This is a genomic window from Achromobacter sp. DH1f (genome assembly GCF_000633435.1).
Classification (GTDB): domain Bacteria; phylum Pseudomonadota; class Gammaproteobacteria; order Burkholderiales; family Burkholderiaceae_B; genus Achromobacter; species Achromobacter deleyi.
In genome coordinates this window covers 22,775-47,044 of record NZ_AYMF01000020.1, presented here as the reverse complement: position 1 = coordinate 47,044, position 24,270 = coordinate 22,775, and the positions used below count along the sequence as shown (strand labels likewise).

The window sequence follows — 24,270 nt, the reverse complement described above, 5'->3', positions numbered from 1 at the left end:
GCCCAGCCCGGCTAGGATGCCGGCATTGCCCGTACGCTTCCTGGAGAGTCCCTCATGACCGGTTTCCGATCCCTCGCCTGCGCCGCGCTGCTGATGCTGGCGCCCGCCGCCGTCCTGGCCGAGACCGTGACGCTGCAAGCTGAAAGCGCCACCCCCGGCACGGATCAGGTCACGTCGATGCGCTTCGTCGACGTGGTGCTCAAACCCGGCAGCCGCCAGGCCCTGGCCGACTTCACCCGTAACCGCGTGGGCAAGCGCATCCAACTGCGCTCCAATGGCGTGCTGCTGTCATCGGCCACGCTGCAAAGCCCGCTGGAAGGCGACAGCTTTCGCATCGTGGCAGGCGAACATGGCTTTGCCGGCAAGTCGGCTGAAGAGATCGCCAAGGGCATCATGGCCAGCGACGGGCTGACCGTGGATGACGACGGCACGGCATCGAGCGACTGGGGTACCCGGCCCAGCAAGCGCCCTGCCACGCAGGCGCCCGGCACCTGAAGCGGCAACAGCAGGTGGCAGCGGGGCCGCTTCGTGGTCAGCGGCAGTCAGTGTCGGGTACGCCTTCCATTTTGACGATCAACGAACGGTCTTCGGCGCAGACGGCGACGCTGCTGACCGTGTCCGATGCCGCGTCGACGTCGGCGATGACCCACACGCTGCCCTTGTCGCCCGACATGTGCGCCACGTAGCGTTCGCAACCGTCGTCACGCGAGCAATACTGGCCGATGACCCTTTCCTCGCTCAGCTTGATGTCGACCTTCTTGATATCGCCCACGCGGTCGATCACTGCCGGCATTCTGGACACGCCGGTCTTGAAGGTCGACTCGACCTTGTGGATGGTATAGGCATAGGCCGCCCATGCGCCGAACCCGAGAACAACGAGGAGGATCAGCGTTCTTTTCAGGTGAACATTCATAGCGTTTAATTCCCGGTGGGTTGACAAAGGTCGCCGCGCTTTCAGCGCCAGCCGATGCCCTTGAATGGATTCCAGGTATCCACGCCTTTTATTTCCTTGAGATAGAGCTGGTAGCTTGCGGACATCCCCAGGAGTATCGAGTACCCCACACCCACGCCATACCCCATCCCTTGCGGCAACACCGCAACCACGACACCCAGCAGCACCGTGATGCCAACCAGTACCAGCCCCTGCTTCCACAGGCCTTTTACGAAGTAATAGACAAAGCCAAAGAAAAAGGCCATGAAGTTGGTCATGAACCAGAATCGCTTTCCGAAAGGCATCGCCTTCAACGCCTGACTGTAAGGACGCGTTCCCGGCGCGCCATGCTGATCAAAGAACTCAAAACACGCCTTGAATTTTTGGCTATATCCCGCGTACTTTTCCATTCCTGCTCCCGCATCTGTCTGTTTGAAGCAGCGAATGGTAGGTGGTTTCAACCCCTGAAAAACGTCGGTTTTTTCATTGAGGAAATTTCCTCACCCCCCATCAGAAACGTCCTGACAGGACAATGACGATGACGCCGGAAATCTTCTCAGAATGGCCTTTAAAACCGTAACGCCCTTGGACCCGATGACCGTAAGCCAGTCAACGCGCGCCATAGGACGCTATTGCTTTATGGCCGCCAGGCTGGCCAGCAGGCCCGGCCCCACGGGCTGCCATTGCAGCCGTTCGCGTGTCTTTACGCTCGATGCGGACATGTCATGCCCCGCAAACCGGGCCAACCAGCCGAAATGCGCGGCCGCTTCGGCTTCTTGCACGCTCACGGCCGGCACGCCGAACCGCTTGCCGATGGCCTGCGCAATCTCGATAAAGGGAATGCAGCCTTCCGCGGTGGCGTGATACCGCGCCCCCGCCACGCCTTTTTCCAGCACTGCCCGGTACAACCGGGCGGTATCCGACACGTGCGCGGCGGACCACGGGTTCGTGCCATCCCCCACATAGGCCGACACGCCTTTTTCCCGAGCCCGCGCGACCAATTCGGTCACCAGGCCCTGCTTTCGCACATCGTGGATCTGCGACAGACGCACCACCGACACATTGACCCCGCGCGACAGCAAGACCTCAGCCGCCAGCTCCGACGCCTTGCGCGGATTGGGGTGGTCGGCATTGAAATGATCCTCTGAGGCGGGCTGGCCCGGTACCGCGATGCCCATCGGCGTGCCCGACGTCACGATCAACGGCCGGGCCGAGCCTTGCAGCGCATCGCCCAGCGCAAGAATGACGCGATGGTCTTTTTCGCAGTTGGCGACGAAGTGGTCGAAATCATGGTCAAACGCCGTGTGGATCACGCCGTCGCAGTCGGCGGCGCCGCGGCGCAGGCCGTCCGGATCCTCGATCGTGCCCTGATAGACCTCGGCGCCCGCCGCGCGCAACTGTCGCGCGCCCGCTTCCGAACGGGTCAGACCCAGCACCTGATGCCCTGCCGCGATAAGTTCCGGCACGATTTTCGAGCCGATGAAACCGGTTGCTCCGGTCAGAAAGATGCGCATGACCGCTCTCCTGGATAGTGAAGGCGCCATCTTGCAGCCCGGCGATATCCAGTTAAAGTAGTGAGCTTATAGGGGTATAAATCTTCACTGGCTCACCATGGCAACCTCCGTCGACAGCCCCCTTGGGGCCTATCTGAAAGACCGCCGAAGCCGGCTCGACCCGGCCACCTTCGGCTTTTCCACCAGTCGCCGCCGCACGCCGGGCCTGCGGCGCGAAGAAGTCGCGCACTTATCGAACATCAGCGCCACCTGGTACACCTGGCTTGAACAGGGTCGGGGCGGCGCCCCGTCGGTCGACGTCTTGAACCGCATCGCCACCGGCTTGATGCTGACCGAGCCCGAACGGCAACATCTGTTCATGCTGGGCCGCGGGCACCCGGCGGACGTCAAATACCAATCCGCCAAGAGCGTCACCCCGCGCCTGCAGCGCTTGCTGGACGCCCTGGAAGTCAGCCCCGCCATCATCCGCACCCCGACCTGGGACGTGGTGGCCTGGAACCGCGCGGCGTGCGCCGTGCTGACCGACTACGGCGCCTTGCCGCCCGAGCAGCGCAACATCCTGCGGCTGGTGTTCTGCAACCCGCGCGTGCGCGGCGCGCAAGACAACTGGGAGGGCATTGCGCGCTTTGTGGTGGGCGCGTTTCGCGCGGACGTGATCCGCGCCGGGGCGGCCTCCGAAGCGGCCCAACTGGTCGAGGAACTCAGCCAGGCCAGCCCCGAATTCGCGGCGCTGTGGCGCGACAACGACGTGAGCGCCTACGGTGAAGGCACCAAGCGCCTGCACCATGCGAGCGCCGGGCAGATCGAACTGGAATATTCCGGCTTCTCGGTCGACGGCCGGCCGGACCTGGCGATGGTGGTCTACCACCCCGCCACCGACGCCGATGCCGACCGCGTCCGCGCGCTGCTGGCGTCCCTGCCGCCCCGCCGCGCTGAAGCACCCCGCTAGATCCGCAATAAAACGCCCAATGATGCCGCACCGTGCCCGTACACTCGCACAAGATTCATTGAGCAAGATCATGGTGTTTCCTGCACCGCTTCGAATAGGCTTGAGCGCAACATGAAAGGCAAGTCCGCGTCCACCAGGGATGACTATTTGTTTTCCGATCAGATCGGCCACCTGCTGCGCCGTGTCTATCAACGGCATACCGCACTGTTCCAGCAGTTCATCCCGGACTCGCAGCTGACCGCCGCGCAGTTCGTGGTGCTGTGTTCGGTGCGCGACAACGGCGCCAGTTCGCTGGTCGACCTGGTCAAGTCCACGGTGATCGACCAGGCCACGGTGCGGGGCGTGGTCGACCGGCTCAAGCAGCGCGAATTGGTGCAGGTGGACCACGACCAGCAAGACCGCCGCAAAGTCGTCATCAACCTGACCCCGGCCGGCCACGAACTGGTGCGGCAGATGGAACCCTTTGCCAAGCAGATCACCGAAGGCACTTTCGGCAAGCTCAATCCCGCCGAACGCCTGGCGCTCGTGTTCCTGCTCAAGAAGATGCTGGAAAATGACACAGGGCCCGCCGACGCCGGCCAGGGCGTCGGGCGGGCCCCGTAGTCCCTTGGTCTCTTAGTCCAGCGCGCGGTTGCGCGACTCCACGTCCACCGCCCAGATCGACACCGCGCCCGCCAGCAGCATGCTGGACAGCACCACCAGCGACAGCGTGAAATGGTTGGCCATCAGCGGCGCAATGATGGCCGGCGCGAACAGGCCGCCAAAACGCGCCACGGCGCCCGCCATGCCCATGCCGCTGGCGCGCAGGTCGGTCGGATAGACCTCGGGCGTGAAGGCGTACAGCGCGCCCCACGTGCCCAGCAGCGAAAAGCTCATGAGCAGGGTCGACCCCACCACCACCGACGGCGCGGTGCCCAGGCTGTACAGCATGCAGCCCACCGCGCTCAAGAGCAGGAAGCCGACCAACGTGGGCTTGCGGCCCCAGCGCTCGACCCCATAGGCCGACAGCGCAAACCCGGGCAACTGCACCAGCGCCAGCAGCACCAGGAATTCCTGGCCGCGCATGAAGGCAAAGCCTTCGCTGCTGAGCTTGACGGGCAGGTACACAAACACACCGTAGTAGGCGATGGAAATCAACGCCCACGCCAGGAACAGCGCCAGGCTGCGGCGGCGGTAATCGGCCGAAAACAAGGCAGACAGCGGCTTGCGGGCCTGCAGTTCGGGTTGCAGCGCGGGAATCTCGGCGTTGCGGCCGTTGACCCGGGCCACCCGTTCGAGCACTTTACGCGCCTGGTCCGATTTGCCATTGCGGTTCAGGTACATGGGCGATTCGGGAATGTAGAAACGCAGCGCCACGCCGATCAAGGCCGGCAGACCGGTCACGAAAAAGATCACGCGCCAGGCGTCATCGCCCCACGACACGGCGGCCAGCGCCAGCAACGCCAGGCAGATCGTGCCCACGGCCCAGAACGATTCCAGCAGCACCAGCCAGCGGCCGCGGCGGTCGCTGGGCAGGAACTCGGCCATCATGGTGTAGTCCACCGGCAGCGTGCCGCCCACGCCGATGCCCGTCACGAAGCGCAGCAACAGCAGCCAGCTCAATTCCGGCGCAAAGGCCGACGCCACGCCCGCGCAGGCGTCGATGATGACGGCCATCATCAGCACCGGCCGGCGGCCGATGCGGTCGGCCAGGCGGCCGAACACGAAGGCGCCGATCAACATGCCGACGAAGAATGCGGTACCGGTCTGCAAGGCCTGCGGCACGGTCACGCCAAACGTCTTGGCGATCGACGGCGCCGAAAAGCCGATCGACAGCACCTGCATCGCATCCGCCAGCCAGACCAGGCCGAAGATCACGAACAAGCGGTACTGGAACTTCCCGACACCCGCTAGCTGGATGCCTTTTTCCACGGAAACAAATGAACCTGTCATGAGAGGACTCCCCTTGTATTGAGCGAATTCAACGGCGCAAGCGTTCCCCTCGGCGCCAAATCCGGGCCGATACGAGCCGCATGTTCATGGCTGTGCAGCATGGCCGGCGGCATGTGCACAGTGGCGGGCAGATATGCCCTGGTGCTTCCCCTTGCTGCTACGGCGCGTGCTCGCGCAGCGTGCTAATCATCTTCATATCCACTGGCCAGTGCTTTTCCTCCGGCGCAAACCGCTCGCGCAAATATTCGATCAAGTCCGCCACCTGCCGATCGTCCAGGCTGTCCTTAAAGCCGGGCATGTAGCCCAGCTCATCGTTGGCGGGCGCCTGGATGCCGTGCAGGATCACCTGGATCAGGTTGTCCGGCGTGGCGGCATGCAGATTGGTGTTCAGGCCCAGCAGCGGCTTGGCGCCGAACAGCGTGGGGCCGCTGCCTGCCTCGTGACAGGCGGCACAGGCATTCTGGTAGAGGCGTTCGCCCTTGGCGTTGCGCACCTGGCCGGACAGGTCGGCAAAAGGGGCCGGCGGCGAATGGGGGACCGGCGCGGCAGCAACGGGCGCGGGTTCCGCTGCGGCATGCGTGCCGACGGCCTGCGCCGCCGCATTCGCCTGACCCGCCGCGCCCGCGGGCTTGGGCAGATCCATCAAGTACGTCGCAATCGCCCGCACATCGCTCTCGGGCAGTTCCGCCAGCCCGTGGATCACGGGCGCCATCGGCCCCGCGGCCACGCCATGCCGGGGCGAATAGCCCGTGCGCAGGTATTGGGTCAGGCCGTCGCGGGTCCAGGGCAGCTTGCCGTCGGCCAGCCGGTTCAGCGGCGGCGCGGTCCAGCCTTCAGCCTCGCCACCGGCCAGGTAGTCCAAGCCGCCCTTTTCCGCACCCAGCGCATTGCGCGGCGAATGGCAGGCGGCGCAATGGCCGGCGCCCTGCACCAGGTAGGCGCCGCGGTTCCATTCAAGGCTGTAGTCGGGATCGGGCGTATACGGCGCGGCGTCGTGGAACAGCAGGTTCCAGCCGGCGATCATCGGGCGCAGGTTGTACGGAAACGCCAGCTGGGTCTGGGGCGGCGTGGACGACACCGCCGGCTGCGACATCAGGTAGCCATACAACGCCTGCATGTCGGCGTCGGTGAGCTTGGCGAAAGCCGTGTACGGAAACGCCGGGTACAACTGGCGGCCGTCCTGGTGAATGCCCTGGCGCATCGCGCGATCGAACGCAGCAAATGACCAGCGGCCGATGCCGGTGTCATGGTCCGGCGTGATGTTGGTGGAATACACCGTGCCGAAGGGCGTTTCCAGCGCAAAACCGCCGGCATTGGGCGCGCCGCCCGGCGCCGTATGGCAGACCACGCAATCACCAGCCGCCGCCACCAGCCGGCCGCGCGCGATGGCCTGCGAGGAATACAGCGACACATCCGGCCCTGCCGTCAGCGGCAACGCCGGTTTGGCAGGCCACGCCATGACGGCCAGGCCCGCTAGTCCGGCCGCCGCGGCCGTGGCCCAGCCCCAGCTGCGGCGCCACAGCTTGCCTGCGGGCGCAGTCTCGCGTCCGGCCAGCGCCAGGCGCAGTTGTTCGGACCGGAACGGCGCCTGGCGCAAGCGCACGCCGGTAGCGTCCTGGATGGCATTGGCGATGGCGGCTGCGGCGGGCAGCGTCATTACGCCGTCCAGCGCCAGGCGCCCCTGCGTCAACGGGCCTACCGTGTTGGCGTCAAGGCCGGTCAGGTCGTTACGCGCCTCGCGGGCGGTCAGCGCGTGGGTGGCCGATGCGGCAGAGTCTGGCGCCGACGCTGCCGTCGCCCCCCAATCGTCAAAGGCCGCGGGCGCGGCCAGCAGCCGCCGCGCGTCTTCCAGGCATTGCGGCGCTTGATGCGTGATCTCTCGTTGCGTCGACGCGCCCTGCGCCGCTTGCAGATGCCGGCTGTCGTGGCCCGCCACCACGCGGGTCACTTCGATATGGCCGGTCTGCGGCTGCACGGCCACTTCGGCCACCCAGGCGCTCCACACCATCTGGTCGGCGCCCGTGTCATCCACGCCCTGCGCCGCGGCGGTGGCGAAGCCGCGGCCCCACAAGCGGCCGTCGGCCCCCTGGGCCATGCCGCCGCCGATGACCGACGCCTGTTCGGCCACCTGCATGGCCAGATCGCGGCCCGGGCCTTCCGGCAATTGCTGCAAGCGCCACGCCAGCGGGTCCGCACCCCGCGCCAGCGCCTGCTCGTGCCACAGGCTTTCCTGTGCGAACACCTGCGCGGCATTCAGGTCGTGCACCCCGGCGTGCACGGGTGCCGACGCCGACCGGGGCGACTGCACGGCGAAATCGGTGCGTACCGTGGCCTGCGCGCTGGCCGAGGCGATGCTCGGCTGGCTCAGCAGGCGGGCCAGGCTGGGGCGCACCGCCCAGGGCGCGTCCGCCACGAAACCCTGGTGTGCCGGTTGCCCGCGCGGCATGTCCGGCGCGGCGACGGCGGCGCGCGCCGCATCGGTTGGCATTGCCGGGGCAACGTCTGCGGCGTCACTGTTCGTGGGATCGATGACGGTCGCAGGCGCAGCCGCCTGCGCCACCCGCAACACGAGTTCCCCGCCCGCGACGGCCACACACGCGACGCTCACCGGCCGGCCAATGGCCTGTGACAACAGCGCCGCGTCCGCGGCGGCATCCAGCACGCTCAACGGATGCGGGGGCTGGCTGTCGCCGGCAGCCGCATCGTCATGCCACAAGGTCAAACGGATGGCGGCTTCGGGGCATTGCAGCAACTGGGCCAATTCGCGCCGAACCTGGCGCTGCACGTCCGGCGCGCAGGCCGGTACCCATGCGCCCACGTGGCCGTTCAGGCACCAGACGGCGACGCGTGCAGCGCGATGATTGTCATCGGCCAGAACACGCCAGCGATACGCATCCTCGTCGACGTCGCCCGCCGGAGCATGAACGGTCGGATTTCTGTCGGCGGCGAGCCAGACCGGATTCAGCCCGGCCATCGCCTGGCGCGCCTGCAACGGCGACGCCGCGATCACGCCAGCAAAGTGCCCCTGGTGCACCACCGCCACCACGCCCGCCATCTTCCTGACGCCTGCCAGATCGATGCTGGCCAGGCCGCGCCCGCGATAACGCGCACCGTCCCAGGCCGCTTCGGGGGCACGCAGGGCCAGGCCATGCAGCGTGTCGGGCGGCAACGCGGCGGGCAGGCCACCCGACAACGTCACCGAGGCGTGCAAGGGCTGGTTCATGCCGCCCCGCCCGGGATGCCGGCCGGCAGGGCCTTGGCCGCTTCCGCCTTCAATTGCACGGCCCGCCATGCGGCCTGCATGATTTCCACATGCGTGCCGCAGCGGCACAGGTTGTGATGCAGTTCGCTGCGCAGGTCCGCTTCGGACGGCTGCGGATTGCGGCGCAACAGCGCCTCGACCGTCATGATCATGCCGTTCAGGCAATAGCCGCACTGCGCCGCCTGGCAGTCGATGAACGCCTGCTGCGTGGGCCCAGGCTGCTCGCGCGTGCCCAGGCCTTCCAGCGTGGTCACTTGCCGCCCCTGCGCCGCCCGCACCGGAATCACGCAGGAACGCGCCGCCATGCCGTCGATCAATACCGTGCAGGCGCCGCATTCGCCCAGTCCGCAGCCGTACTTGGGGCCGTTCAATTCAAGATCGTTGCGCAGCACGTGCAGCAGCGCCGTGTCGGGCGCGGCCTGCACCTCACAAGCGCGGCCATTGACCCGCAGGCGGATGGGCGAAACGGCACAGTCGGAATTGGCGGGGGTTCCCATGGCTTGGCAGGTCTTCAGGGTGGCGGCGGGCGGCGGCTGCGCGGGTCGGCGAAAACGGTTTTCCCCGAACCCGTAAAAATATCAGGCCACGGCCTTGGCCGCCGGGTCAATCAGCGGCACCGAGAACACGTCGTAGCCAAAGCACCACGACGGATCCTCGTTGGTGCGCAGCCACGTATTGTCGTGCGAGATGCGCTGCACCTTGCTGGCGCGCTCGGCGCGGTTGGCCTCGTAGAGCGCGAAGGCCAGTTCGTGGTTGTGCACGCCCACCTCTTTGAAACAGCGCACCAGCATGGCGCCATCTTCGATGGCCATGGCCGCGCCTTGCGCCATGTGCGGCTTCATCGGGTGGCAGGCATCGCCCAGCAGCACCAGGCGGCCGCGGCTCCAGAGGGGCAGCGGATCGCGTTCCAGCAGCGACCACTTGGTCACTTCCACGGTGGAGTCGATCAGCGCCTGCACCGTAGGATGCCAGCCCTGGAAGGCCTCGCGCATTTCTTCCTGGCTGCTGGCCAGCCAGCGGTCGTTCAGGTCCCATTGCTCGACCGGCACGCCCGTCACGTAATAGAGCTCGTCGCGCTTGCTGGTGACAAAGTAGACCATCATGTGGCGATCGTCGCTCCACCACTTCACGCAGTCGTCGAACGGCATCATGCCGGCCTTGACCTGGGGGGTGGGGAACACCGCGCGATGCGCCAGGTAACCGGCGTACTTGGGCAACTCGGGGCCCAGCAGCTCCTCGCGAATGCACGAATTCACGCCATCGGCGCCGATCACGATGTCGGCCTCTTCCGAGGTGCCATCGGTGAAATGCATCACGACGACGTTCCCGCGGTCCTCGACCCGAGTCAGCTGCTTGCCATAGGCCATCACGCTGGACGGCAGCGCATCGATCAACAGGGCATGGAAGTCGCCGCGATGCACCGTGAGGTACGACGCGCCATAGTGCTTGACCGCGTAGTCGCCCAGCGGAATCTGCGCCAGCACATCGCCCGTTTCCCAATGACGGCTGTACCAGTAATCGGGATGCGAACCCTGCGCGTTCAGCGCGTCTTCGACGCCGATGCGGCGCAGGATCTTCATGACGTTGGGGCCCACGTGGATGCCGGCCCCCAGACGCGAAAAGCCCGGCGCCTGTTCATAGACGCGCACGTTCAGGCCTTCCTTGAGCAGCAGCGCAGCGGTGGCCGCGCCGCCAAGGCCGGCGCCGACAACGGCGATTCGAGGGGATTTGGACACGGATATCTCCTTGTAGCGTTTTGAAAATTAGCCCGTACACGCTTTAATTTTCGGGTCAGGCAGAGAACCAGGTTAATCGTGCCCACATAGTGTTTACCCTTCCAAACTTGCACCATTAAATGGCAAATTAGGTGAAAACCATGATGAAACTCATGTTGGCGATTCGATTCGATGCCTGCAAGAATAGAGCGTATACGCTGTTTTTCAATTAATCGAAAACCCTAGCCTGCTTACCGGACCCATCCATGAATCCGCCCACCAGCACCTATCTCTACGGCGCCCACGCTCACGCCAACGGCATCCGCCAGCACTATCTGCGCTACGGCGGCGAACGCGCGGGCCGCGACGCGGTCATCGTCATTCCCGGCATCACCAGCCCCGCCGCCACCTGGGGCTTCGTCGCCGAACGCCTGGGCCGCCAGTTCGACACCTACGTGCTGGACGTGCGCGGCCGCGGCCTGACCTCATCCGGCCCCGACCTGGACTACGGCCTGGATGCGCAAGCCGCCGACGTCGTCGCGCTGGCGCAGGCCCTGGGCCTGACGCGCTACGCGCTGGTCGGCCACTCCATGGGCGGGCGCATCGCCGTGCGCGCCGCCAGCCGGGCGCCGCAGGGGTTGACCCGTTTGGTCATCGTCGACCCGCCGGTGTCCGGCCCGGGCCGCCGCGCCTACCCCGCCAACCTGGCCTGGTACGTAGATTCCATCCGCCAGGCCACGCACGGCATGAGCGCGGAAGACATGCGCGCGTTCTGCCCCACCTGGACCGACGAACAGCGCGCCCTGCGGGCCCAGTGGCTGCACACCTGCTTCGAACCGGCCATCGTCCAGAGCTTCGAAGACTTCGGCCGCGACGACATCCACGCCAACCTGCCCGGCGTCACGGTGCCGGTGCTGCTCATGACCGCCGAGCGCGGCGGCGTGGTCGGCGACGACGACGTGGCCGAATGGCAGACCCTGGCGCCGCAGACCCAGCATGTCCGGGTGCCCGATGCCGGCCACATGATTCCCTGGGACAACGAAGCGGGCTTTCATGCCGCCCTGGGCGACTTCCTGGGTGCCAAGGTGGCCTGAGGCCGCGCCCTTCTCCCTTCTTCGCGACACCCGGAGCACACCATGTCCGTCAGCGATACCGACCTGATCCACGCCTGGAAGCAGGTGCTGTCCCTTTCCCGGCTCGAACCCGGCCAGATCGTCACCGTGCTGACCGGCGCGGACACGCACCCGCAGACCCTGCGCTGCGCCATCGCCGCCGCCAGCGACATGCAGGCGCGCGTCAACCGGCTGGACCTGCCCCCCGTCAATGCCGAGAAATCGCTCAGCCGCGATTCGCTGGCCTACCTGGGCACCACGCCGCTGACCGGCAACCCGGCCGCCATCGCCGCACTCAAGGCCAGCGACCTGGTGCTGGACCTGATGACGCTGCTGTTCTCGCCCGAACAGCATGAAATCCTGCAGACGGGCACCAAGATCCTGCTGGCCATCGAGCCGCCGGAAGTGCTGTGCCGGCTGGTGCCCACCGAGGCCGACCGCGCCCGCGTACAGGCCGCCGCCAAGGAAATCGAAGCGGCCCGCCAGATGCGCATCACGTCCCGCGCCGGCACCGACCTGGTGTGCCGCCTGGGCAGCTTTCCGGCCATCAGCGAATACGGCTTTGTCGACCAGCCCGGCCGCTGGGACCATTGGCCCAGCGGCTTCGTGCTGACCTGGCCCGACGAAGGCGCAAGCCAGGGCCGCGTGGTGCTCGACCGCGGCGACATCCTGCTGCCCATGAAGGACTATGTCACCGACCCCATCACGCTCAGCATCGAGAACGGCTACGTGGTCCGCATCGAAGGCGGCCTGCAGGCCGACCTGCTCAAGGAATACATGGCGTCCTACGAGGACCCCGAGGCCTACGCGGTCTCGCACATCGGCTGGGGCCTGCAACCCCGCGCGCACTGGTCGATGCTGGCCCACTACAACAAGGAAACCCACATCGGCATGGATGCACGCGCCTTCGAAGGCAACTTCCTGTGGTCGATGGGCCCCAACAACGAGGCCGGCGGCCACCGCACTACCGCCTGCCATATCGACATCCCGATGCGCCATTGCAGCGTTGCGCTCGATGGCCGCGCCGTCGTCATCGACGGCGTGGTCCAGGACGAAGCCGGCCTCTCGCGCGCCGCCCGCCGCAAGGAAACCCTATGACATCCACTTCCTCGACCCAGACCATTCCCGCCGAAGGCGTTGCCGGTGATATCTCGGCCTATGCCCGCCAAGGCTTCGGCACGCCGCTGCCGCTGAAGGCGCCCTTCGGGCTGCTGATCATCGACTTCGTCAACGGTTTCGCCGACCCGGCCGTGTTCGGCGGCGGCAACATCCCCCCGGCGATTGCCCAGACCCGCCACCTGCTGTCTCATGCCCGCGAACAAGGCTGGCCGGTGGCGCACAGCCGCATCGTGTTCTCGGACGACGACGCCGACAGCAACATCTTCTGCCTGAAGGTGCCGGGCATGCTCACCCTGAAAGAAGACAGCCCGCACAGCGCCATCGTGCCCGAACTGACGCCCGCCGCCGGCGAATACGTGGTGCGCAAGAGCACGCCTTCCGCCTTCTTCGGCACCATGCTGGCGCCGTGGCTGGCGCAGCGCGGCGTGCAGACGCTGCTGGTGGCCGGCTGCGTCACCAGCGGCTGCGTGCGTGCCAGCGTGGTCGACGCCATGCAGTCAGGCTTCCGGCCGCTGGTCGTGTCCGACTGCTGCGGCGACCGCGCCCTGGGCCCGCACGAAAGCAACCTGTTCGACATGGCGCAGAAATACGCCGCGGTCATGCCGCTGGCCCAGGCGCTGGCCGACACCCGCGCCGTGGCGGGTTGACCCCGATTCTGGCGCCCGCAATTGTCGGCATAATCAGCCCCTGGCCCGGAACGTCGCCGCTTCATGAACCTGCCCCAGCCCCACGCGCTGCACGCCGCCCTGCTCGAGCATCCCGATGCCTTGCTGGTGGTGCGCAAGCCGTCGGCCCCGCCCAAGCCCGCCCCCGGACAACCGGGGACGGCCTCTGATTACGTCCAGGACACGCCCGAGATCTTCGTGGCCGTGATCGCCCAGGACGCCCAGCCGGGCTGGCGCGCCGCCGCCTTCAATGGGCATGTGGACCTGGGCACGGGCATTCGCACTTCGCTGGCCCAGATCGTGGCCGAAGAACTCGAGGTGCCGCTGCCGCAACTGGACATGGTGCTGGGGCACACCAGCGCCGTCCCCAACCAGGGGCCGACCATCGCCAGCGCCAGCATCCAGATATCCGCTGTGCCGCTGCGCCGCGCCGCGGCCCAGGCGCGTGAACACCTGCTGACGCTGGCGGCCGGGCGCTGGGGCGTCAGCGCCGCTGCGCTGTGCGCGCGCGACGGCGTGGTGCGATTCGCGCAAGGCGACGACACGCGCACGCTGCACTACGGCGAGTTGCTGCGGGGCCAACACGTGCGGCTGGAAGTGGCCCCACCCGACCAGCCCGTCAAGCTCAAGCCCGCCGCCGAATACCGCATCGTCGGCCAGGGCGCCGCCCGCGTGGACATTCCCGCCAAGGCCACCGGCGAACTCAGTTTCGTGCACGACGTGCGCGTGCCGGGCATGCGCCACGGCCGCGTCATCCGCCCGCCGCATCCCGGCCGCGACGCGGGCGACTTCATCGGCCGCTGCCTGATCGACGTGGATCGCGCATCGGTCGCCCACCTGCCTGGCCATGTCCAGGTGGTGGTGCAAGGCGATTTCATCGGCGTGGTGGCCGATCGCGAAGAACAGGCCATCGCCGCGATGCGGGCGCTGAAGGTGCGCTGGCACCCCGTGCCGCCAGCGCCCGACCTGAGCGACCTGGCCCGAGCCATCCGCGCCAACCCGGCGCGCGCCCGCGTGCTGATCGACGACCCGGGCCTGGACGACGCCTGTACCGCCGCGGCGCACCGCCTTGAACGCCACTATGTCTGGCCGTACCAGATGCATGCGTCCATCGGCCCGTCCTGCGCCGTGGCCGACTGCCGCGATGGCCGACTGACGGTCTGGGCCGGCACCCAGAACCCGCACATGCTGCGCACCGACCTGGATCGCCTGGTCAAACTGGGCGAAGGCAACATCGACATCGTCCGCCTGGAAGCCGCCGGCTGCTATGGCCGCAACTGCGCCGACGATGTCTGCGCGGACGCCGCCCTGCTGGCCATCGCAACGGGCACGCCGGTACGGGTACAGCTGACCCGCGAACAGGAACACCAGTGGGAACCCAAGGGCACGGGCCAGCTCATGGACGTGGCCGCCGCCATCGATGCCGACGGCAACCTGCTGGCCTATGACTTCGGCGTACGCTACCCGTCCAACGACGCGCCCCTGCTCGCGCTGTTGCTGACGGGCGGCGTGTCCGGCGAGCCGCGCACCCTGGAAATGGGCGACCGCACCGCCGCGCCGCCCTACCGCTACACGCATCGGCGCATCGTCTGCCACGACATGGCGCCGATCATGCGCGCATCCTGGCTGCGCGGCGTGTCGGCCCTGCCCAACTCATTTGCGCACGACTGCATGATCGACGAACTGGCCCACACGGCCGGCGAAGACCCCGTCGACTACCGCACCCGTCACCTGGACGACCGCCGCGCCGTCGACCTCATCGAGGCCACCGCGGCCCGCGCCGGCTGGCGCCGCCAGACGCCCGGCAGCCGCGGCCAGCCGGACGCCGATGGCCTGCTGCACGGCCGCGGCGTGGCCTACGCCCGCTATGTGCACAGCAAATTCCCCGGCTTCGGCGCCGCCTGGGCCGCCTGGGTCATCGACCTGCGCGTGCACCCCGACAGCGGCCGCATCCGCATCGACCGTATCGTGGTCGGCCAGGACACCGGCATGGTGGTCAACCCCGACGGCGTGCGCCACCAGATCCACGGCAACATCAACCAGACGCTCAGCCGCTGCCTGCTCGAGAAGGTGGACTTCAACGAGACCGGCGTGGCCAGCCGCGAATGGGGCGGCTACCCCATCATCGGCTTCAAGGACCTGCCGCCCATCGACGTGCTGCTGATGCCCCGCCAGGACGAACCGCCGATGGGCGCGGGCGAATCCGCGTCGGTGCCGGGGCCGGCCGCCATCGCCAACGCCTTGTTCGATGCCACCGGCCGGCGCTTCTATGCCGCCCCCTTCACGCCCGACGCCGTGCGCGCCGTGCTCAACGCGTGAGACGACGATGATGATCGACATCAACCTGCTGGTTCTCGAAAAAGCCGTCGCCTGGCACGACGCCGGCGTGCCCGTCTGGCTGGTCACCGTGGCGCGAACGTGGGGCTCGTCGCCCCGCCCGCCCGGCTCCATCATGGCGATCAACGGGCAGGGCCAGGTAGCCGGCTCGGTGTCCGGCGGCTGCATCGAAGACGATCTGCTGGACCGCATCCGCGAAGGCCGCTTGCAGGCCTGCCCCGGCGGTGCGCCCACCGAAGTCGTGCGCTACGGCGTGCTGGCCGACGACGCGCATCGCTTCGGCCTGCCCTGCGGCGGCACGATAGAACTGGTGCTCGAATGCGTCGGGCCGCGAAGCCAGTTGCCCGCGCTGCTTGAAGGCTGCCGCCAACGGCGCTGCCTGGAACGCCACCTGGACCTGGAAACCGGCCACGCCATGCTGCAGGACGGTCCGCCCGACGGCATGCCGCAACTGACCCGGTCCGCGCTGGTGTCCCACTTCGGCCCCACCGCCCGCCTCATCGTGATCGGCGCGGGCGACACGTCCCGCTTCCTGTGCCAGATTGCGCTGACGCTGGGTTTCGAGATCATCGTCTGCGACCCCCGAGACGCGCACGACGACACCTGGCGGCCCGAAGGCATTGCCTACACCCGCGAAATGCCCGACGACCTGATCCTGCGGCTGCAACCCGACCGGCGCACCGCGGTGGTCGCCCTCACGCACGACCCCAAGCTTGACGACCTGGCGCTGATCGACGCCGTGCAGTCCGAGGCGTTCTATATCGGCGCCATCGGCTCGCGCAGAAACAGCCAGCAGCGCCGCGAGCGCCTGCGCGAACACTTCGGCATGACGGACGCCGACCTCGCCCGATTGCGAGGCCCGGCCGGCATTTACATCGGCAGCAAGACTCCCGCCGAAATTGCCCTGTCCATCATGGCCGAAGTGGTGGCCGCGAAGAATGGCGCCGAGCGTTCCGGCCTGGAAACCGTGGCCCACGGCAAGGCACGTGTGCACCCGGCCGTTCACGCCGACGCCCTGACGCAAGACAGCGTCTGCGGCCTGTAGGCGCGCCATGACGACGCCCATCGCCGCCACCATCCTGGCCGCGGGCCAGGGTACCCGCCTGGGTGGCCGGCCCAAGACGGCGCTGCTTGTAGACGGCGCCAGCCTGCTCGAACGGCTGGCCGTGGCATTGCGCGCCAACGGCATCAAGTCCGTCAGCGTCGTCATCGGCCCGTATGCCGACACCTTGTTGCCCCTGGCCGCAAGAGGCGCCATCCATCCGTTGGCGCATCCAGAGCGCAACAGCAGCCTCATCGACTCGCAACGGCTGGCCCTGGCGGCGCACGCCCAGGCCCGCCCCGACCATGACCTGATGCTGCTGGTGGGCGACTTGCCGCTGCTGGATGCCCACGCCGTACAGGCCTTGGTGCACCACTGGCACACCCGGGCTGCCGGTATCGACATCCTGCAGCCCGTGGTGGCCGGCGTACGCGGCCACCCGGTCATCCTCTCGGCGCACAGTGCCGCGGCCGCCAACGGCTTGCCGCCCGAGCTGGGGATACGCGACTGGATGCAGCAACAGCGCGGCCGAGTGGCGCCTTTCCCAAGCGACCAACGCGCGTATGTGACCGACCTGGACACGCCCGAGGACGTCGACGCGCTGCGTCACACGCTGCACCCGCTGACGGTGGCGTGGCCGACGTCGGTACAGGCATAGATCGCTCCATCGCCCGGGCACACCCGCCGCAACCCAGCCTTGCCCGCCTCAGTGCGAGACCGCCGCATCGACGAAAGCAGCCAGATCGCTGTTGAAGCGTTGCGCGTCCTCCAGGAACGGCGCGTGGCCCGCCTGGTCATAGACCGTGCTGCGTAGGCCTGGATTCAAGCCTCTGGCGCGCTCGATCGATGGCAACGCCTGCACCAGCGCATCGCGCGCGCCGTAGATCAGCAGCAGCGGCTTGCGCATGCCGCCCAGGCCAGCCTGGGCCGCGATCGACATCGACGGCACCACAGCCACCATCTCGGGCGATGCCAGGGCCGCATTGGCGAGCAGGCGCTGGAACGTGACCGGATCGGGCTGCGTCTGGAAGCACAACGCCACAAAAGCCCGCTCGGCATCCAGGTGCGTCTTCAAGTCTGGCGACACCAGGTCGCGATACACGGCGGGATGGGGCGCGATCTGCGCCGGGTCCAGCTCGATCACGCCCCCGACATACACAGCGCCGGCGATGTGGCCGTCACCATAGGCCGCCAGGTAGTTCGTCACGACAGCCGCGCCCAACGACCAGCCCACCAGCACGGGGTTGCGCGCCCCCGATGCAGCCATCACCGCCGCCAGATCGTCCGCCCAGCGGCGGCCATCGGTATAGGCCGTTGCCGCCACCGGCTTGCCGGACAAGCCATGGCCACGCAGGTCATAGGTGATCAAGCGGTAGCGTTGCAGCTGCGGGCTGGCCACCTGGGCGTCCCAGCTGAGGCGGCTGCCCAGCAAGCCGTGTACGAACACGACGGGCGGGCCGTCTGGGTTGCCGGATTCCTGCACGGCCACCGTGACGCCGTCGGGCGCCGTCACGGTGTATTGCCTGCTCAGGGCAGGCGATGTCGCGGCGACCGGCATGGCGGTGGCCTGTGTCGGCGCGGCCGGTATCGTTGCGGCCTGCCCGGTGGCGGCCGCCAACCCGGCGCCAACCGTCAAGACAAACGCCGCCAGCGTCGGGCGCAAGCGATGAAAAAGCGAGTGATGCAGCATCAAGGTTGACTCCTGGATTCCATAAGGGGATTCCAGTCTCAACCCTCACACCGGTGTTAGAGTCAAGCCGTGTATTTCCCCGCCGGACGCCGTCCGCCCCGCCAGCCATGAAGCCCAAGCCCTCCGCCACCCAGCCAGACACCGCGGCCCCCCTTATGTCGATCGGGGCGCTTGCCCGAGCGACCGGCGCCAGCCTGCGCTCGATCCGCCATTACGACGACCACGGCCTGCTGGCGTCGGCCCGCGCCGACAATGGCTATCGCACCTTTTCAGCCGTGGCAGTGACGCAGGTGCGCCAGATCCAGCGCCTGATCGCCACCGGTTTCAGCCTGGCCGAGATCCAGAGCTTTCCCGATTGCATGCGCATGATCGAAGGGGCGGCGGCCTGCTCTCAGACGTCAGAGACCCAACGCCAACGCCTGGCGTCGGTGGAAAAGCAGATCGCCGAACTTGAACGCCGCCGTGCGCGGCTGCGGCAAATGCTGGCGCAAGGCGCGTCGACGGCGCCAAAGTAACGTGATCCGCTGCCGGGCCCGGGCAATGCTCCAGGGTCACGACCCCAAGCGGTCGCTCACGCCTGCAAGCGCGGTTCCGCTTGCACGCACGCCACCAGGAAATCCATCACTGCCTTGACCGACGGCGACCGGCGCAGATCGGGATACACCGTCAGCCAGATGTCGCGCACCGGCGCCGCGCTATCCACCGGCAAGCGTCGCAAAGCGGCATCTTCATCGCCCACGATCGTCGGCAGCACCACCGCCCCCACGCCGGCCCGGGCCGCCATCTGCTGTGCCGTCAGGTCGCTGGCCGAGAACACCACCGGCCGGTGCCGCCGGACCTGATGCAGCCAGGCCTGCTGCGGCAGATGATCGGCGCTGTCGTCGTAGGCAACGAAGCGCCACTGCTCGGGCGGCAGCTTGCTCATGGCCGCACTGGCGTACAGGCCGAAGCGCACCACGCCGATGCGCCGGCGCATCAACGCGTCCTCTTCGGGCCGCACCGTGCGCAGGGCGATATCGGCCTCGCCCCGATCCAGCGCCACCAATGACAGCGACGGCAGCAGCACGACATTGAGCTTCGGATACTGCTCGCGCAGCGCGGCCATGCGCGGCGCGAGGCAGTGGCTGGCCAGCGACGGCGGCGCACTCACCTTGACCGTGCCGGCCACCTCGATAGAGGCCACGCGCGCCAACTGCGCGATGCCATTGCCGATGTCCTGCATACCGCTGGCCAATCGGGCCAACGCCAGGCCGTCCTCGGTCAATGGCCGGCTGCGGGGCAGGCGGTCCACCAGGCGCAGGCCCAGTGACTTTTCCAGCGCATCGATGCGCCGCCCCACCGTGGCATGCTCGACCTGCAATTCGCGGGCCGCGGCCGACAGCGAACCGGTGCGCGCCAGGACCGTGAAGCAATACAGGTCTTGCCAATCGAACATCGGGTTATTTCCGCACAGATAGGGTGAATTATTGGGGAATTTTCTAACCTTTCTGGCACTTTTACCATGGGGTCGGTCCAGATTCTTTCCCAGATCTCTCACCGCCGGTGATTTCCAATCTCGACCGGCATGCCCCCTCAGGATCTTCCCAGCCATGAAAGCCATCCTCATAGAAAGCTACGGCGGCCCCGATGTCGTGCAACGGCGCACCGACCTGCCCAAGCCCGTCGCCGCCCCCGGCCACGTTCTGGTCAAGGTCGCCTACGCCGGCATCAACTTCATGGACGTGCACACCCGCCAGGGCAAATACGCCACGTCCGTCACCTACCCCGTGCGTCTGCCCTGCACCCTGGGCATGGAAGGCGCAGGCGAGGTCGTCGAGGTCGCTGCGGACGTCACGCACCTGGCGCCGGGCGACCGCGTGGCCTGGTGCATCGCCTGGGGCAGCTATGCCGAATACGCCAGCGTGCCGGTGTCCAAAGTCGCCAGGATTCCCGATGCCATCCCATTCGACCTGGCCGCCGCGGCGATCTTCCAGGGTGCCACCGCCCACTACCTGGTCGAAGACATCGCCCGGCTGCAACCCGGCAGCAGCTGCCTCATCCACGCCGCCTCGGGCAGCATCGGCCAACTGCTGGTGCAAATGGCCAAGCGCCGCGGCGCCACGGTCTTCGTCACGGGCAGCACCGCGCAAAAATGCGCCATCGCCCTGCAACGCGGCGCCGACCACGCCTTGCCTTATGACGACGGCGGCTTTGCCGACCGCATCCGCGAGGCCACCGGCGGCCAGGGCGTCGACGTCGTATTCGACTCGGTGGGCAAGGCCACCTTGCGCCACAGCCTGCGGGCCTGCCGCACCCGCGGCCTGGTCATCAACTACGGCAACGTGTCCGGCTCGGTCACCGACCTGGACCCCATCGAACTCGGCGAAGCCGGCTCGCTGTTCCTGACCCGCCCTCGTTTGGCCGATCACCTGCAGGACGGCGCCACCGTGCAGCGCCGCGCCGACGCCGTGTTCGGCGCCATCCTGGAAGGCTCGTTGCGCGTCGACATCGAAGGCCGCTACGCCATGGAGGACGTGCAACAGATCCATGCCCGCATCGAGGCGCGCCAGCAGATCGGCAAGTCGGTCATGCGGATCGATGGCGCAACGTGAAGCAGCCCGGCCCAAAAGAATTAGTGACACATAAAAGCGATCAATTTCTATATGCTCTCTCGAAGGCCACAAACGGGCGCTTCGGGGAAACCGATCGTGCAATTCATACTGATGCTGGCGGGGATGGGCCTCGGCCTGGAACTGGACGGGTCCAACGAGGCAATCATCGCCGGCGGACTATTCGGCTTGATCATCGGCCAGGCCTTGGCGCTTCGGCAGTTGAAAGCGCAGGTGGCACGGCAGGACATCGCGCAAAAGCAGACCCTAGCGGCCCTGGAAGCCGTCCAGCAGCGCCTGGCCCAGCTGGATGACCGCAGCGCCGTCCCCGCGTCAGACCTTGAATTGGATCCGGTTGCTGCGCCCGAACCTAGAACGGCGCCGCGCGACAAGCATGCCCCGCACCGATTCACCGCGCCCCCTGCCGACATTCAACCCGCATCGGCCGAACCGCTGATGACCGCCCCCGCGACGCAAGCGCCGCCAACGCTACCCCCCGAACCGATCCCCGCACGCCCGCCCGTCAACGAGCCGCGCCGCCCCAGCCTGGCGGAAAAAGCCTACGACCATGCGCGCGACTGGCTGCTGGGCGGCAATTCCGTGCTGCGCGTGGGCGCCGTGCTGCTGTTCTTCGGCCTGGCCTTCCTGCTGCGCTACGCCACCGAAGGCATGGTGGTGCCGATCGAACTGCGCTATGCCGGCGTCGCGGCAGCGGCCCTGGTGCTGCTGGGCCTGGGCGGGTGGCTGCGCCCCCGCAACCGGCAGTACGCCTTGATGCTGCAGGGCACCGGCATCGCCGTGCTGTACCTGACCGTCTTCGCGGCCATGCGCCTGCATCCCCTGCTCGGCCCGGCAACGGCCTTCGGCCTGCTGGTAGCAGTGACGGTGTTCTCGGCGCTCCTGGCGGTCCGGCAAGACTCCCTGCCCCTGGCCTGCGCCGCCGCCCTGGGGGGCTTTGCCGCCCCCATCCTGACCTCTACCGGCGATGGCAGCCACATCGCCCTGTTCAGCTACTTCGCCATCCTGAACGCGGGCATCCTGGCCATCGCCTGGTTCAAGGCCTGGCGCATGCTGAACGTGATCGGCTTTGCCGGCACCTTCAGCATCGGCCTGACCTGGGGCCTGCGGTCCTACACGCCGCCACTGCTATGGAGCACCGAACCGTTCCTGATCCTCTTTTTCGTGATGTACCTGGCCATCGGCCTGCTGTTCGCCCGCCGGAAACTGCGCGACCTTCCCGCAGCGCCCGCTGACGGCAGCCAACAGGCCCGCTCGCACTGGGCCGCCCACAAGAACGACTATGTCGACGGCACGCTGCTGTTCGGCCCGCCGCTGGTCGGCTTTGGCCTGCAGGTGGCGCTGGTGCAGCATCTGGAATACGCAACGGCCTTCAGCGCGCTGGTGCTTGGCATTCTCTACATGAGCCTTGCCCGCTTTCTGCGCGGCGGCCGTGGCGCGTTGCTGGCCGAGGCGTGCCTGGTGCTGGGGCTGATTTTCGCCAGCCTGGCCATCCCCCTGGCGCTGGACGCCAACTGGACCGCCGCCGCCTGGGCGGTGGAAGGGGCCGGCGTCTATTGGCTGGGCCTGCGCCAGCCCCGCCCCATCGCGCGCGCCTTCGCCTTGCTCTTGCAACTGGGCTCGGCGCTGGCATTCATGAGCGAACTGGATGCCGGCAGCGCCAGCCTGATCCACGGTTCGTGGCTGGGCGCCCTGATGCTGGGTGCGGCGCTGCTGTGCAGCTTCAACCTGCTGCGCACCACGCCGCCCACGCAGACGCACGCCTGGGAAAAGCCGATCCTGCCGCTGCTGGCATGCGCCGGCCTGGTCTTCCTGTATCTGCTGGCGCCCTTGTTCTTCTCGTACCAGGGCACCACCATCAGCTGGGCGCTGGCCGGGCTGGCCACCTTGCTCGTCGGCCTGCGTTTGCCGTCGCGCACGTTCGTCTTCACCGCCCTGGCCGTGCAGGGCCTGGGCGGCCTGCTGTTTCTCTTGCAATGGCTGGGCATCGTCGGCGGCGCGTCCGCGGCCGCGATGGCGTCCTCGCCCTATCTGCCAGGCCCCCCCGGCAACGCCGCGCTGCAACCCATCATCAATGGCCTGTTCTGGATGCCGATGACCCTGGCGCTCACCGCCATGATCGGCGCCTGGTGCCTGCATGCGGCCCATCAAGCCCGTTCACTCGCCTTGCCGGATCTGCCCCGCCTGTCCGTCTCGCTGCTCGCCTGGGGCGCCGCGTGGTGGACCCTGGCGCTGGCCAACGAAGTGCTGCGCTTGGCCCCCACAGAACTCATCGCCACGCTATGGCTGGGCGCCGCCGCCTTGAGCGTGGCGCTGTGGACCGGGCTGGCGCGTCGCCTGGACTGGCCCGCGCTGGGCGCGCTGTGCTGCGCGCTCATGCCGGCAGCGGCCCTGGTATTGCTCCTGACCTGGCAGCCGCACAGCCACCCCGCGGCAAACCTTGGCTGGCTGGCGTGGGCCGCGGTGTTCAGCGTGCACTTCCTGTCGCAACGCCTGCTGGCCGCGCGCTTGCCGACATGGGCGGCCTGCGCCGCCCATGTCCTGGGCTGCTGGCTGTTGATCGGTGTGCTGACGCTGGAACTGCGGTATGGCCTGGTGTTGGTATCCCCGCCGGGCAGCGCGTGGCGCTGGCTCGGCTGGGCCATCCTGCCCAGCCTGTACCTGGTACTGATAGCCTCGCCACGCGCCTGGCCATGGCCCGTATCCACCCATGCGCGCGAATATCGACGGCTTGCCCCACTGCCGCTCGCCGCGCTGACGCTGGGCTGGTTCTGGCTGGCCAATATCGCCAGCGCGGGCGACGCCGCGCCGCTGCCTTACATACCGCTGCTCAACCCGCTGGATATCGGTTTGCTGTTCGCCCTGTTCGGCGTGGTCAGGTGGTCACGCAGCGCGCAGGGCCAGGCCGCCCTGTCGCTGAATCCCAAGGGCATCAAGGGGTCTTTCGCGTCCCAAGCCATCAACCTCGACGCCATTGCCGGCGTGTCGTTGTTCGCGTTCTTGACCGCCGTCGTGATGCGCACGGCCCACCATTGGGCAGGCGTACCGTACGAACTGACCGCCTTGCTCGAATCCATGCTGGTGCAGGCCAGCCTGTCGCTCGTCTGGACCCTGATTGCCCTGGGCCTGATGATCGGCGGCCACCTGCGCCATCGCCGCACCGTCTGGCTGGCCGGCGCCACACTGATCGCGGTGGTCGTCGCCAAGCTGGTCTTCGTGGAACTGAGCAACAGCGGCGGCCTGGCACGCATCGTCTCGTTCATCGGCGTAGGCGCCTTGCTGCTCGTCGTCGGCTACTTCGCTCCGCTGCCGCCCAAGCGCGCCGACGCGGCGGGCGGTGTCCAAGCTGGCGGTTCGCCATGAGGCCGGCATCATGAAGCCAGCATCGTCAGGTCA

General features: G+C 67.6%; 21 protein-coding genes. 12 read left to right on the top strand and 9 right to left on the bottom strand.

What is annotated here, in order from left to right:
- The first annotated feature begins 54 nt into the window (after positions 1–54).
- Positions 55–495: a hypothetical protein gene (locus tag U858_RS0117390; protein WP_025138424.1), complete on the top strand. Its 441-nt coding sequence runs from the start codon at positions 55–57 to the stop codon at positions 493–495.
- Positions 496–532: 37 nt separating this feature from the next.
- Here U858_RS0117390 and U858_RS0117385 read toward each other — a convergent pair whose 3' ends face one another.
- From U858_RS0117385 to U858_RS0117375, 3 genes are all read right to left on the bottom strand, one after another.
- Positions 533–913 (bottom strand): hypothetical protein, encoded by a 381-nt coding sequence (locus tag U858_RS0117385; protein ID WP_025138423.1) that lies wholly within the window; start codon positions 911–913, stop codon positions 533–535.
- A 41-nt stretch (positions 914–954) separates the two neighbouring features.
- Positions 955–1,341, bottom strand: coding sequence for a DUF2628 domain-containing protein (locus U858_RS0117380; protein ID WP_025138422.1), 387 nt, complete (start codon positions 1,339–1,341; stop codon positions 955–957).
- Positions 1,342–1,560: 219 nt separating this feature from the next.
- Complete coding sequence (locus U858_RS0117375) at positions 1,561–2,445, bottom strand: SDR family oxidoreductase (protein WP_025138421.1); 885 nt, start codon at positions 2,443–2,445, stop codon at positions 1,561–1,563.
- Between the two features lie 97 nt (positions 2,446–2,542).
- On the opposite strand from U858_RS0117375, the gene U858_RS0117370 reads away from it, so the two are divergent.
- Positions 2,543–3,394, top strand: coding sequence for a helix-turn-helix transcriptional regulator (locus U858_RS0117370; RefSeq protein WP_025138420.1), 852 nt, complete (start codon positions 2,543–2,545; stop codon positions 3,392–3,394).
- A gap of 111 nt (positions 3,395–3,505) precedes the next feature.
- Positions 3,506–3,997 carry a MarR family winged helix-turn-helix transcriptional regulator gene (locus tag U858_RS0117365; protein ID WP_025138419.1) on the top strand — a complete coding sequence of 164 codons (492 nt, stop codon included), beginning with the start codon at positions 3,506–3,508 and terminating at the stop codon, positions 3,995–3,997.
- Positions 3,998–4,009: 12 nt separating this feature from the next.
- Here U858_RS0117365 and U858_RS0117360 read toward each other — a convergent pair whose 3' ends face one another.
- From U858_RS0117360 to U858_RS0117345, 4 genes are all read right to left on the bottom strand, one after another.
- Positions 4,010–5,326, bottom strand: coding sequence for an MFS transporter (locus tag U858_RS0117360; protein WP_025138418.1), 1,317 nt, complete (start codon positions 5,324–5,326; stop codon positions 4,010–4,012).
- Positions 5,327–5,483: 157 nt separating this feature from the next.
- Positions 5,484–8,549 carry a molybdopterin-dependent oxidoreductase gene (locus tag U858_RS0117355; protein WP_029954006.1) on the bottom strand — a complete coding sequence of 1,022 codons (3,066 nt, stop codon included), beginning with the start codon at positions 8,547–8,549 and terminating at the stop codon, positions 5,484–5,486.
- Positions 8,546–9,085, bottom strand: coding sequence for a (2Fe-2S)-binding protein (locus tag U858_RS0117350; protein WP_025138416.1), 540 nt, complete (start codon positions 9,083–9,085; stop codon positions 8,546–8,548). The genes U858_RS0117355 and U858_RS0117350 overlap by 4 nt, the downstream gene beginning before the upstream one ends.
- 81 nt (positions 9,086–9,166) lie before the next feature.
- Positions 9,167–10,324, bottom strand: a complete 1,158-nt coding sequence (locus U858_RS0117345; protein ID WP_025138415.1) for an FAD-dependent monooxygenase — start codon at positions 10,322–10,324, stop codon at positions 9,167–9,169.
- A gap of 245 nt (positions 10,325–10,569) precedes the next feature.
- Between U858_RS0117345 and U858_RS0117340 the strand changes: the two genes are divergently transcribed.
- The 6 genes from U858_RS0117340 (at position 10,570) to U858_RS0117315 (ending at position 17,236) form a co-directional block, all read left to right on the top strand.
- The gene (locus U858_RS0117340; protein ID WP_025138414.1) at positions 10,570–11,397 is read left to right on the top strand and encodes an alpha/beta fold hydrolase; all 828 of its coding nucleotides are present in this window, start codon (positions 10,570–10,572) and stop codon (positions 11,395–11,397) included.
- Positions 11,398–11,439: 42 nt separating this feature from the next.
- Positions 11,440–12,513 (top strand): 2,5-dihydroxypyridine 5,6-dioxygenase, encoded by a 1,074-nt coding sequence (locus U858_RS0117335; protein WP_025138413.1) that lies wholly within the window; start codon positions 11,440–11,442, stop codon positions 12,511–12,513.
- The gene (locus tag U858_RS0117330) at positions 12,510–13,181 is read left to right on the top strand and encodes an isochorismatase family protein (RefSeq protein ID WP_025138412.1); all 672 of its coding nucleotides are present in this window, start codon (positions 12,510–12,512) and stop codon (positions 13,179–13,181) included. Before U858_RS0117335 ends, U858_RS0117330 begins: the two co-directional genes overlap by 4 nt.
- Positions 13,182–13,244: 63 nt before the next feature.
- Positions 13,245–15,518: a molybdopterin cofactor-binding domain-containing protein gene (locus U858_RS0117325; protein WP_025138411.1), complete on the top strand. Its 2,274-nt coding sequence runs from the start codon at positions 13,245–13,247 to the stop codon at positions 15,516–15,518.
- Positions 15,519–15,528: 10 nt separating this feature from the next.
- On the top strand, positions 15,529–16,581 hold the full coding sequence (locus tag U858_RS0117320; protein ID WP_025138410.1) for an XdhC family protein: 1,053 nt from the start codon (positions 15,529–15,531) through the stop codon (positions 16,579–16,581).
- Positions 16,582–16,588: 7 nt separating this feature from the next.
- Positions 16,589–17,236, top strand: a complete 648-nt coding sequence (locus U858_RS0117315) for an NTP transferase domain-containing protein (protein ID WP_025138409.1) — start codon at positions 16,589–16,591, stop codon at positions 17,234–17,236.
- A gap of 48 nt (positions 17,237–17,284) precedes the next feature.
- Here U858_RS0117315 and U858_RS0117310 read toward each other — a convergent pair whose 3' ends face one another.
- On the bottom strand, positions 17,285–18,136 hold the full coding sequence (locus U858_RS0117310) for an alpha/beta fold hydrolase (RefSeq protein ID WP_051593610.1): 852 nt from the start codon (positions 18,134–18,136) through the stop codon (positions 17,285–17,287).
- Between the two features lie 239 nt (positions 18,137–18,375).
- On the opposite strand from U858_RS0117310, the gene U858_RS0117305 reads away from it, so the two are divergent.
- Positions 18,376–18,783 (top strand): MerR family transcriptional regulator, encoded by a 408-nt coding sequence (locus U858_RS0117305; protein WP_051593607.1) that lies wholly within the window; start codon positions 18,376–18,378, stop codon positions 18,781–18,783.
- 56 nt (positions 18,784–18,839) lie between these two features.
- Here U858_RS0117305 and U858_RS0117300 read toward each other — a convergent pair whose 3' ends face one another.
- Positions 18,840–19,703 (bottom strand): LysR family transcriptional regulator, encoded by an 864-nt coding sequence (locus U858_RS0117300; protein ID WP_025138406.1) that lies wholly within the window; start codon positions 19,701–19,703, stop codon positions 18,840–18,842.
- Between the two features lie 154 nt (positions 19,704–19,857).
- Here U858_RS0117300 and U858_RS0117295 point away from each other — a divergent pair, with 154 nt between their 5' ends.
- Positions 19,858–20,859, top strand: a complete 1,002-nt coding sequence (locus U858_RS0117295; RefSeq protein WP_025138405.1) for a quinone oxidoreductase — start codon at positions 19,858–19,860, stop codon at positions 20,857–20,859.
- 96 nt (positions 20,860–20,955) lie between these two features.
- Positions 20,956–24,237, top strand: coding sequence for a DUF2339 domain-containing protein (locus U858_RS0117290; protein WP_025138404.1), 3,282 nt, complete (start codon positions 20,956–20,958; stop codon positions 24,235–24,237).
- Positions 24,238–24,270 lie beyond the last annotated feature (33 nt).

What these genes read in the sequence shown, in the direction of transcription:
- U858_RS0117390 (WP_025138424.1), top strand. Translation starts at nt 55, where the DNA reads ATGACCGGTTTCCGATCCCTCGCCTGCGCCGCGCTGCTGATGCTGGCG.
- U858_RS0117385 (WP_025138423.1), bottom strand. Translation starts at nt 913, where the DNA reads ATGAATGTTCACCTGAAAAGAACGCTGATCCTCCTCGTTGTTCTCGGG.
- U858_RS0117380 (WP_025138422.1), bottom strand. Translation starts at nt 1,341, where the DNA reads ATGGAAAAGTACGCGGGATATAGCCAAAAATTCAAGGCGTGTTTTGAG.
- U858_RS0117375 (WP_025138421.1), bottom strand. Translation starts at nt 2,445, where the DNA reads ATGCGCATCTTTCTGACCGGAGCAACCGGTTTCATCGGCTCGAAAATC.
- U858_RS0117370 (WP_025138420.1), top strand. Translation starts at nt 2,543, where the DNA reads ATGGCAACCTCCGTCGACAGCCCCCTTGGGGCCTATCTGAAAGACCGC.
- U858_RS0117365 (WP_025138419.1), top strand. Translation starts at nt 3,506, where the DNA reads ATGAAAGGCAAGTCCGCGTCCACCAGGGATGACTATTTGTTTTCCGAT.
- U858_RS0117360 (WP_025138418.1), bottom strand. Translation starts at nt 5,326, where the DNA reads ATGACAGGTTCATTTGTTTCCGTGGAAAAAGGCATCCAGCTAGCGGGT.
- U858_RS0117355 (WP_029954006.1), bottom strand. Translation starts at nt 8,549, where the DNA reads ATGAACCAGCCCTTGCACGCCTCGGTGACGTTGTCGGGTGGCCTGCCC.
- U858_RS0117350 (WP_025138416.1), bottom strand. Translation starts at nt 9,085, where the DNA reads ATGGGAACCCCCGCCAATTCCGACTGTGCCGTTTCGCCCATCCGCCTG.
- U858_RS0117340 (WP_025138414.1), top strand. Translation starts at nt 10,570, where the DNA reads ATGAATCCGCCCACCAGCACCTATCTCTACGGCGCCCACGCTCACGCC.
- U858_RS0117335 (WP_025138413.1), top strand. Translation starts at nt 11,440, where the DNA reads ATGTCCGTCAGCGATACCGACCTGATCCACGCCTGGAAGCAGGTGCTG.
- U858_RS0117330 (WP_025138412.1), top strand. Translation starts at nt 12,510, where the DNA reads ATGACATCCACTTCCTCGACCCAGACCATTCCCGCCGAAGGCGTTGCC.
- U858_RS0117325 (WP_025138411.1), top strand. Translation starts at nt 13,245, where the DNA reads ATGAACCTGCCCCAGCCCCACGCGCTGCACGCCGCCCTGCTCGAGCAT.
- U858_RS0117320 (WP_025138410.1), top strand. Translation starts at nt 15,529, where the DNA reads ATGATCGACATCAACCTGCTGGTTCTCGAAAAAGCCGTCGCCTGGCAC.
- U858_RS0117315 (WP_025138409.1), top strand. Translation starts at nt 16,589, where the DNA reads ATGACGACGCCCATCGCCGCCACCATCCTGGCCGCGGGCCAGGGTACC.
- U858_RS0117310 (WP_051593610.1), bottom strand. Translation starts at nt 18,136, where the DNA reads ATGCCGGTCGCCGCGACATCGCCTGCCCTGAGCAGGCAATACACCGTG.
- U858_RS0117305 (WP_051593607.1), top strand. Translation starts at nt 18,376, where the DNA reads ATGAAGCCCAAGCCCTCCGCCACCCAGCCAGACACCGCGGCCCCCCTT.
- U858_RS0117300 (WP_025138406.1), bottom strand. Translation starts at nt 19,703, where the DNA reads ATGTTCGATTGGCAAGACCTGTATTGCTTCACGGTCCTGGCGCGCACC.
- U858_RS0117295 (WP_025138405.1), top strand. Translation starts at nt 19,858, where the DNA reads ATGAAAGCCATCCTCATAGAAAGCTACGGCGGCCCCGATGTCGTGCAA.